Here is a 7099-nt window from a genome sequence, read left to right as displayed (position 1 = left end):
TACCCGGTCCCCCCACCATCGGCCCCCACCCGCTCCCGCTCACCCGGCTCCGCCCCGCTTCCCCCGGAGGTCCGCCCATGACGACCGCTCCTCCCCGCCCGCCCGCGCTGAGCGGCCTGGTGACCCTGCCGGGCGTGTACGCGCCCCAGGCCGACACCCACCTGCTCGCCCGGGTGCTGGCCGCCGAGCCCGTCGGTCCGGGCACCCGGGTACTCGACCTGTGCACGGGCAGCGGCGCCCTCGCCCTGCTCGCGGCACTGCGCGGCGCGCACGTCTCGGCCACCGACCTGTCGTGGCGGGCCGTGCTCTCGACCCGGCTCAACGCGGCGCGGGCCCGGCAGCGGGTGCGCGTGCTGCGCGGGGACCTGTCCGGCCCGGTGCGCGGGCAGCGCTTCGATCTCGTGGTGAGCAACCCGCCGTACGTCCCGGCCCCGGGCGCCCCGCGCCGCAGGGACCACTCGGCGGCGCTCGCCTGGGACGCCGGGCCCGGCGGCAGACGGACCCTGGACCGGGTGTGCGCGCACGCGGGGCAGGTCCTCTCGGCGCACGGCGTCCTGCTGCTCGTGCACTCGGGCATGTGCCGCACCGAGGAGACGCTGCGGCGCCTGGCCGAGGCGGGGCTGCGGGGCGAGGTCGCGGACCGCTGCCACGTGCCGTTCGGCCCGGTCACCCGCGCCCGGCTCGGGTGGCTGCGCGCGGAGGGACTGCTGGAACCGGACGGGGAACACGAGGAACTGGTGGTGATCCGTGCCGCACGCGAGTGAAGAGCCGAACGGGACAGGGACCGGCCGGGCGGGCGCGCGCGGGAGCCGCGACGTCCGCAGGATCACGATCGACGGCGAGGGACCACTGCTGGTCGAAGGGCCGGTGGAGGTGGTCGCGGACGACGGGACGGTGTCGGTCTCGGACCGCTTCGTCGTCGCGGTCTGCACGTGCCGGCGCAGTCGTACGTACCCGTGGTGCGACACGAGCCACCGGAGGCGCCGGCGCCCGGCGCGCCCGGCGCGCCGGGAGGGCCCGCGGCGCGCGGCGGAAGGGGAGGGCGCATGACGACGACCGCGCTCCCTCCGGCCCCCGCGCTCCCCACCGCCCGGGGCCCGCTTTCCGCGCGGGTGCTCACCGCGCTCGCGGCGCCCGGGCCGCTCGCCGTCCTGGACACGGCGGGTGTGGCCGCGGCCGACCCGTACGGCGAGGACCCGCAGCTCGCCCTGTACGCGCTCTACGAGCTGCACTACCGGGGCTTCGCCGGGGTGCCCGATGAGCGCGAGTGGGAGCCCGCGCTGATGCCGCTGCGGCGGGCGCTGGAGGACCGGTTCCTGGCGGCGCTGCGGGCGGACGTGCCCGGCGGCGGGAGCGCCGCCGAGGTCCTCGGCGCGCTGCTCGTGGAACCCGCCGGGCACTCCGGGAGCGTCGCGTACCACCTCGAACACGAGGGCACGAAGGAGCAACTGCGCGAGTACGCGGCGCTGCGCTCGCTCTACCACCTCAAGGAGGCCGACCCGCACCAGTGGGTGATCCCCCGGCTGACCGGCCGGGCCAAGGCGGGGATGGTCGCGATCGAGTACGACGAGTACGGGGCCGGACGGGCGGAGCACATGCACGCGCGGCTCTTCGCGGACCTCATGACGGACCTCGGCCTGGAGACGCGCTACGGGCACTACGTGGACGCGGCCCCCGCGCCCGCGCTCGCCGTCGTCAACCTGATGACGCTCCTCGGCCTGCGCCGTGCGCTGCGCGGCGCGCTCGTCGGCCACTTCGCCTGCGTCGAGGTCACCTCCTCGCCCGGCTCCCGCCGCCTCGCCGCCGCGATGCGCCGCACCGGGGCGGGACCCGCCGCCGAGCACTTCTACGCCGAGCACGTCGAGGCGGACGCGGTGCACGAGCAGGTCGTCCGCCGCGAGGTCATCGGCGGCCTCCTCGCGGAGGAACCGGGCCTGGAAGCCGACGTGGCCTTCGGCGCCGAGGCCACCACTCTCCTGGAGGACCACCTGTCCACCCACCTGCTGACGGCCTGGCGCGCGGGACGACCGGCGCTGCGGCAGCCGGGGTGAGCGGCGGGACCCACCGGCGGGACGCGGCGGGGGCCGCCCGGCATCGTGCGGAATCCCGTGCCGCGCCGGCCGCGCGCCACCCCTACACCCCCAGCGCCGTCAGGCGTTCCTCGGCGCGGCTGGGGGTGTAGAGGTGTTCCACGACGAGGTGGGCGGCGCCGATGAGGGCGGCGTGGTCGCCGAGGCGGGAGGTGACGACGTCGAGGTGGGCGGTGCAGCGCGGGAGAGCGCGCTGGTAGAGGAGTTCGCGGACGCCGGTGAGGAAGGGGGTGCCCGCGAGGTCGCCCGCGATCATGAGGACGCCGGGGTTGAGGAGGGTCACGACCGTCGCGAGGACCTCGCCGACCTGGCGGCCCGCCTGGCGGGCGAGCCCGGCCGCCTCGGGGTGGCCCTCGGCGAGCAGGGCGCGGACGTCGGAGCCCGAGGCGGCGGGGACGCCCAGCGCGCGCAGTCGCGCCGCGAGGGCCCGGCCGCTCGCCACGGCGGCGAGGCAGCCCTGCGCCCCGCACATGCAGTCCAGCCCCTCGCCCGCGGGGACCCTGATGTGCCCGATGTCGCCCGCGCCGCCGTCCACGCCCCGGTAGACGGCGCCGTCCACGACGACCCCGGCCCCTATCCCGGTCGACACCTTGACCAGGGCGAAGGCGCGGCACTCGGGCCAGCCGGCGCGCTGTTCCCCGTACGCCATGAGGTTGGCGTCGTTCTCGACGAGTACGGGGACGGGCGCGGCGCTCGCGCCCGTGGTGCCGCTCGCCTCGGCGAAGGCGCGCGCGAGCCGCCCGCTGAGGTCGAAGCCGTCCCAGCCGGGCATGATCGGCGGGTCCACGAGGGTGCCGCTCGCGCTGTCCACGGGGCCCGGCACGGCGAGGCCGATCCCGCAGACGGAGGCCGGGGCGAGCCCGGCTTCCTTGAGGAGGCGGGCGAGGCGGGCGCCGAGTGCGCCGAGGACGTGTTCGGGGCCCTCCGAGAGGAGGAGCGGCCGGCTCGTCTCGGCGAGCACGTCCCCCGTGAGGCTGAGCACGGCGGCCCGGCAGTGCCGCGTCTCCAGGTCCGCGGCGAGGACGACGGCGTGGCGGTCGTCGAACTCCAGGCGGAGCGAGGGGCGCCCCCCTTGGGGCGAGGGCGCGCTCGACGCCGCTTCGCCCTCGCGGACCCACCCGGCCCGGAAGAGCCGGTCCAGGCGTTGCCCGACGGTCGCGCGCGAGAGGCCGGTGACGCGCTGGAGGTCCCCCCGGGTCGTCGCCGACCCCGTCCGCACCAGCTGGAGCAGATCTCCCGCGCTCGTCTGCTGAGCCACCGCGCCCTACCCCCTTGTGTTCACCGAGTTCACATTACACAGTAAGTTCTGCGTGTTAAATAGACGTAACCCTACGGTACCCGGTACCGCGGGCCGGGCACCCGTGTGCCCGGACTGTCCCAGGACCTCCCCGGGGAGCGCTACGTGGAACCCACCTCCCGAGTCACCAGCCGTCCCAGCCGTATCACGCGGCAGGCGGGGCCTGTTGAGAACCCCCGCCGGGGCGTCCCGGGTCCCGCGACGGCCGCGCCCCCGGGGTCGGCGCCGCCCCCGCCGCCCGCCGCGCCGCTCGTGCCCGCGCCCCGGATCGCATCCGATCCGCTTCCCCGTACGAGTGAATCCCCGCCGCGTACGAGTGAACCGCGTCACCTGTGGCGCGCGGCCGTCGCGGTGCTCGAAGCGAACCGGACGGGCGCCTCCACGGTGCCCTCGCGCTCCCTGTACCCGCACCAGTGGTCGTGGGACTCGGCCTTCATCGCGATCGGTCTGCGGCGGCTCGACCCGGAGCGGGCGCGCCGCGAGATCGAGACGCTGTTCGCGGCGCAGTGGGCGTGACGGCCGGGTGCCGCACATCGTCTTCAACCCGGCCGTCCCGCTCGACGCGTACTTCCCGAGCCCGGACTTCTGGCGCTCCTCGCGCACCCCGGGCGCGCCCGCCGCGCCGGAGACCTCGGGGATCGTGCAGCCGCCCGTGCACGCGCTCGCGGTCTGGCTCGTGCACCGCGCGGCCCCGCGGTCGCCGGATTCGCTCGCCTTCCTCGCGCGGATGTACCCGCGCCTGGTGGCCTGGCACCGCTATCTGGGCGAGTCCCGCGATCTGGGCGGCGCGGGGCTCGCCGCGCTCGTCCATCCGTGGGAGTCGGGCATGGACAACAGCCCGTGCTGGGACGCGCCGCTCACCCGCGTCGTCCCGGCCCCGCGCGCCTCCTACCGGCGCGCCGACCTCGACCACGGCAGCGCGGCGGACCGGCCGACGGATCTGGACTACGGGCGCTACGTGCGGCTCGCCGCCGCCTACCGGGACGGCGGTTACGCCGACCGGGCGAAGCGCCCCGACGGGGCGCGGTTCGCGGTCGAGGACCCGGGCTTCAACGCGCTCCTCATCGCCTCGGAGTACGCGCTCGCGGCGATCGCCGCCGAGCTGGGCGAGGACCCGGGGCCGCGCGCGCGGCGGGCGCGGGAGCTGACGGAGGTGCTGGTCGAGCGGTTGTGGGAGCCGGGCGCGGGGCTCTTCCTGAGCCGGGACCTGGAGGGCAAACCGGCCGGGGGCGGCGCGGCGGGCTCAAGCGGGGGCTCCTCCCGTACGCCCGCCCGGACGCCCGCCGGCGCCCTCGTCCCCGAGTGCGGGGCCGCCGGGCTGCTGCCGCTGCTGCTGCCCTGGCTGCCCGAGGGGTCGCGCGGACGCTGCGGGCGACGCTGCGCGGGCCGCGCTTCGCGCTCGGCACGCGGAACGCGCTCGTCCCGGGCCACGACCTGACGTCGGCCGCGCACGACCCGCGTCGCTACTGGCGCGGACCCGCCTGGTTCAACGTCAACTGGCTGCTGCTGCGCGGCCTTCGGCAACACGGCGACCCGGCGGGCGCGGCGGCGCTGCGGGGCGCCCTGCTGTGGACGGCGGGCGCGACGGATTTCGCGGAGTACGTCGATCCGGCCACGGGGCGGGGACTCGGTACGCGCGAGTTCGGCTGGACGGCCGCGCTCTGCCTCGACCTGCTGGCCGAGGAAGGGGCGGGGGAATGACGAGGGACGACAGCGGCAGGCACACGCTCGTGCACGGGGCGAGCTTCGCCGCCGTGGACGCGGCCGGGGACATCACGGGGGCGCGGGGCCCGGCCCCGGACGGGCTCTTCGTACGGGACGCGCGGCACCTGAGCCGCTGGCAGCTCACCGTCGACGGCCGGGTGCCGCAGGTGCTCGCCCCGGCGGCGGGCGACGGGACGCTGCGCAGCGTGCTGAGCCCGCACGGCAGCCGCACCGAGCCGCCCGCGTGCACGCTCTTCCGCGAACAGGCCGTCCTGGACGGCGCGTTCGTGGAGACCGTGCGGGTCGTGAGCAACCGTCAGGGGCCGCTCTCTGTGCGGCTCGCGCTCACTGTGGACGCGGATTTCAGCGACCAGTTCGAGCTGCGCGCCGACCACCGCACGTACAGCAAGCCGGGGGCGGTGCGCGGCAGGGAGCTGACGGAGGACGGCGTGCTGGAGTTCCGCTACCGGCGCGGCGACTGGCGGGCGCGTACCGCCGTGACCGCCGAACCGGCCCCCGACGCCGTGGAGGAGACCGGCACCGGGGCGCGGCGGCTCGTGTGGCGGCTGGACTGCGCGCCGGGTGCCGGGGCCGAAGTGACCTTGCGTGTCGGGGCCTCGGGGAACGGCGCTCCCGCGCCGCCCGTCGTGCCGCGCTCGCCGCGCGAGGCGGCGCGGCTGCTCGCCGAGGAGGCCGCGGACTACGCCGAGGGCGTGGCGCTCGCGGCGGGCTGGCCCGAGCTGGGCGCGGCCTGCACGCGGGGGCTCGCGGATCTGGCCGCGCTCCAGGTCCCGGCGGCGGGCCCGGACGGGGAGCCGCTGCGGGTCCCGGGCGCCGGAGCCCCGTGGTTCCAGACGCTGCTGGGCCGCGACGCCCTCCTCACCTCGCTCTTCCTCCTCCCGTACCGCCCCGGACCGGCCGCCGCGACGCTCGCCGCGCTCGCCGCCGCGCAGGCCACCGAGGAGACGGCGGCGCGTGTGGCGCAGCCGGGCAAGATCGTGCACGAGGTGCGGCACGGGGAACTCGCGCACTTCGGGCAGGTGCCCTTCGGCCGCTACTACGGTTCGGTCGACGCGACCCCGCTCTTCCTCGTCCTGCTCGGCGCGTACACCGAGCGGACCGGTGACAGAGGCCCGGCGCGGCGCCTGGAGAAGCACGCGCGCGCCGCCGTGACGTGGATGCTCGACCACGGCGGGCTCACCTCGCGCGGCTACCTCGCGCACCGCGCGGACGAGGGCGGGCTCGCGCACCAGAACTGGCGCGACACACCGGGCGCGATCTGCGCGGCCGACGGGACGCGCCCGAGCGGCCCGGTCCTGACGGCGGGGGCGCAGGGCTACGCGTACGACGCCCTGCGCCGTACCGCGCGGCTGGCCCGGCAGGTGTGGGACGACCCGGTGTACGGGGATCTGCTGGACGAGGGGGCGAGCGACCTGCGCGCGCGTTTCCGGCGCGACTTCTGGCTGCCGGAGCACGCCTTCCCCGCGCTCGCGCTCGACGAGGACGGGCGCCGGATCGACGCGCTCGCCTCGGACGCGGGGCACCTGCTGTGGTCGGGGCTGCTGGAGAAGGAGGAGGGCGAGGCGGTGGGCCGGCGGCTGCTCGCGCCCGACTTCTTCTCGGGCTGGGGCGTGCGGACCCTCGCCTCGGGGCAGGCCGCGTTCCACCCGCTCGCCTACCACCGGGGCGCGGTCTGGCCGCACGACAACGCCCTCCTCGCCCTCGGGCTCGCCCGCTACGGCCTCCACGAGGAGGCCCGCCGCCTCGCCCACGGGCTCGCCGAGGCGGCCGCGCACACGGACCACCGCCTCCCGGAGGTCCTGGCGGGCTACGAGCGGACCCGGCACCCGCTGCCGGTCGCGGCCCCGTACGCGTGCGTGCGCGAATCCCGCTCGGCGGCGGCCCCGCTGGCACTGCTGACGGCGGTGAGCGGGGGGTAGAGGCGCGGGAGGCGGGGCACGGGAGGGGCGGGCGTGGGCGGAGGGGGCGCGGGAGGGGCGGGCGCGGC

The 7099-nt window shown here is 77.3% G+C and carries 5 protein-coding genes and 1 pseudogene; 5 read left to right on the top strand and 1 reads right to left on the bottom strand.

Annotated features, from left to right (window positions below):
• Window positions 1-77: 77 nt before the first annotated feature.
• The 3 genes from SSBG_RS21005 to SSBG_RS20995 are packed head-to-tail and all read left to right on the top strand — an operon-like array spanning window position 78 to window position 2051.
• Window positions 78-764: a HemK2/MTQ2 family protein methyltransferase gene (locus SSBG_RS21005; protein WP_037870304.1), complete on the top strand. Its 687-nt coding sequence runs from the start codon at window positions 78-80 to the stop codon at window positions 762-764.
• Window positions 748-1050: a CDGSH iron-sulfur domain-containing protein gene (locus SSBG_RS21000; RefSeq protein ID WP_008748078.1), complete on the top strand. Its 303-nt coding sequence runs from the start codon at window positions 748-750 to the stop codon at window positions 1048-1050. The genes SSBG_RS21005 and SSBG_RS21000 overlap by 17 nt, the downstream gene beginning before the upstream one ends.
• Window positions 1047-2051 (top strand): iron-containing redox enzyme family protein, encoded by a 1005-nt coding sequence (locus tag SSBG_RS20995; protein WP_008748077.1) that lies wholly within the window; start codon window positions 1047-1049, stop codon window positions 2049-2051. Before SSBG_RS21000 ends, SSBG_RS20995 begins: the two co-directional genes overlap by 4 nt.
• An 82-nt stretch (window positions 2052-2133) precedes the next feature.
• Here the strand turns inward: SSBG_RS20995 and SSBG_RS20990 are convergent, their stop codons facing one another.
• Window positions 2134-3348 carry an ROK family transcriptional regulator gene (locus tag SSBG_RS20990; protein WP_008748076.1) on the bottom strand — a complete coding sequence of 405 codons (1215 nt, stop codon included), beginning with the start codon at window positions 3346-3348 and terminating at the stop codon, window positions 2134-2136.
• 390 nt (window positions 3349-3738) lie between these two features.
• On the opposite strand from SSBG_RS20990, the pseudogene SSBG_RS20985 reads away from it, so the two are divergent.
• Both SSBG_RS20985 and SSBG_RS20980 read left to right on the top strand, forming a co-directional pair.
• Window positions 3739-5088, top strand: a pseudogene (locus SSBG_RS20985) (MGH1-like glycoside hydrolase domain-containing protein).
• On the top strand, window positions 5085-7031 hold the full coding sequence (locus tag SSBG_RS20980) for a glycogen debranching N-terminal domain-containing protein (protein ID WP_008748074.1): 1947 nt from the start codon (window positions 5085-5087) through the stop codon (window positions 7029-7031). Before SSBG_RS20985 ends, SSBG_RS20980 begins: the two are co-directional and overlap by 4 nt.
• The last annotated feature ends 68 nt before the right edge of the window (window positions 7032-7099 follow it).

Origin of the sequence: Streptomyces sp. SPB074, from assembly GCF_000154905.1 — a bacterium.
Lineage (GTDB): Bacteria > Actinomycetota > Actinomycetes > Streptomycetales > Streptomycetaceae > Streptomyces.
The sequence above is the reverse complement of the archived record's forward strand: the minus strand, read 5'-3'. Positions and strand labels throughout refer to the sequence as shown.

What these genes read in the sequence shown, in the direction of transcription:
- SSBG_RS20980 (WP_008748074.1), top strand. Translation starts at nt 5,085, where the DNA reads ATGACGAGGGACGACAGCGGCAGGCACACGCTCGTGCACGGGGCGAGC.
- SSBG_RS20995 (WP_008748077.1), top strand. Translation starts at nt 1,047, where the DNA reads ATGACGACGACCGCGCTCCCTCCGGCCCCCGCGCTCCCCACCGCCCGG.
- SSBG_RS21005 (WP_037870304.1), top strand. Translation starts at nt 78, where the DNA reads ATGACGACCGCTCCTCCCCGCCCGCCCGCGCTGAGCGGCCTGGTGACC.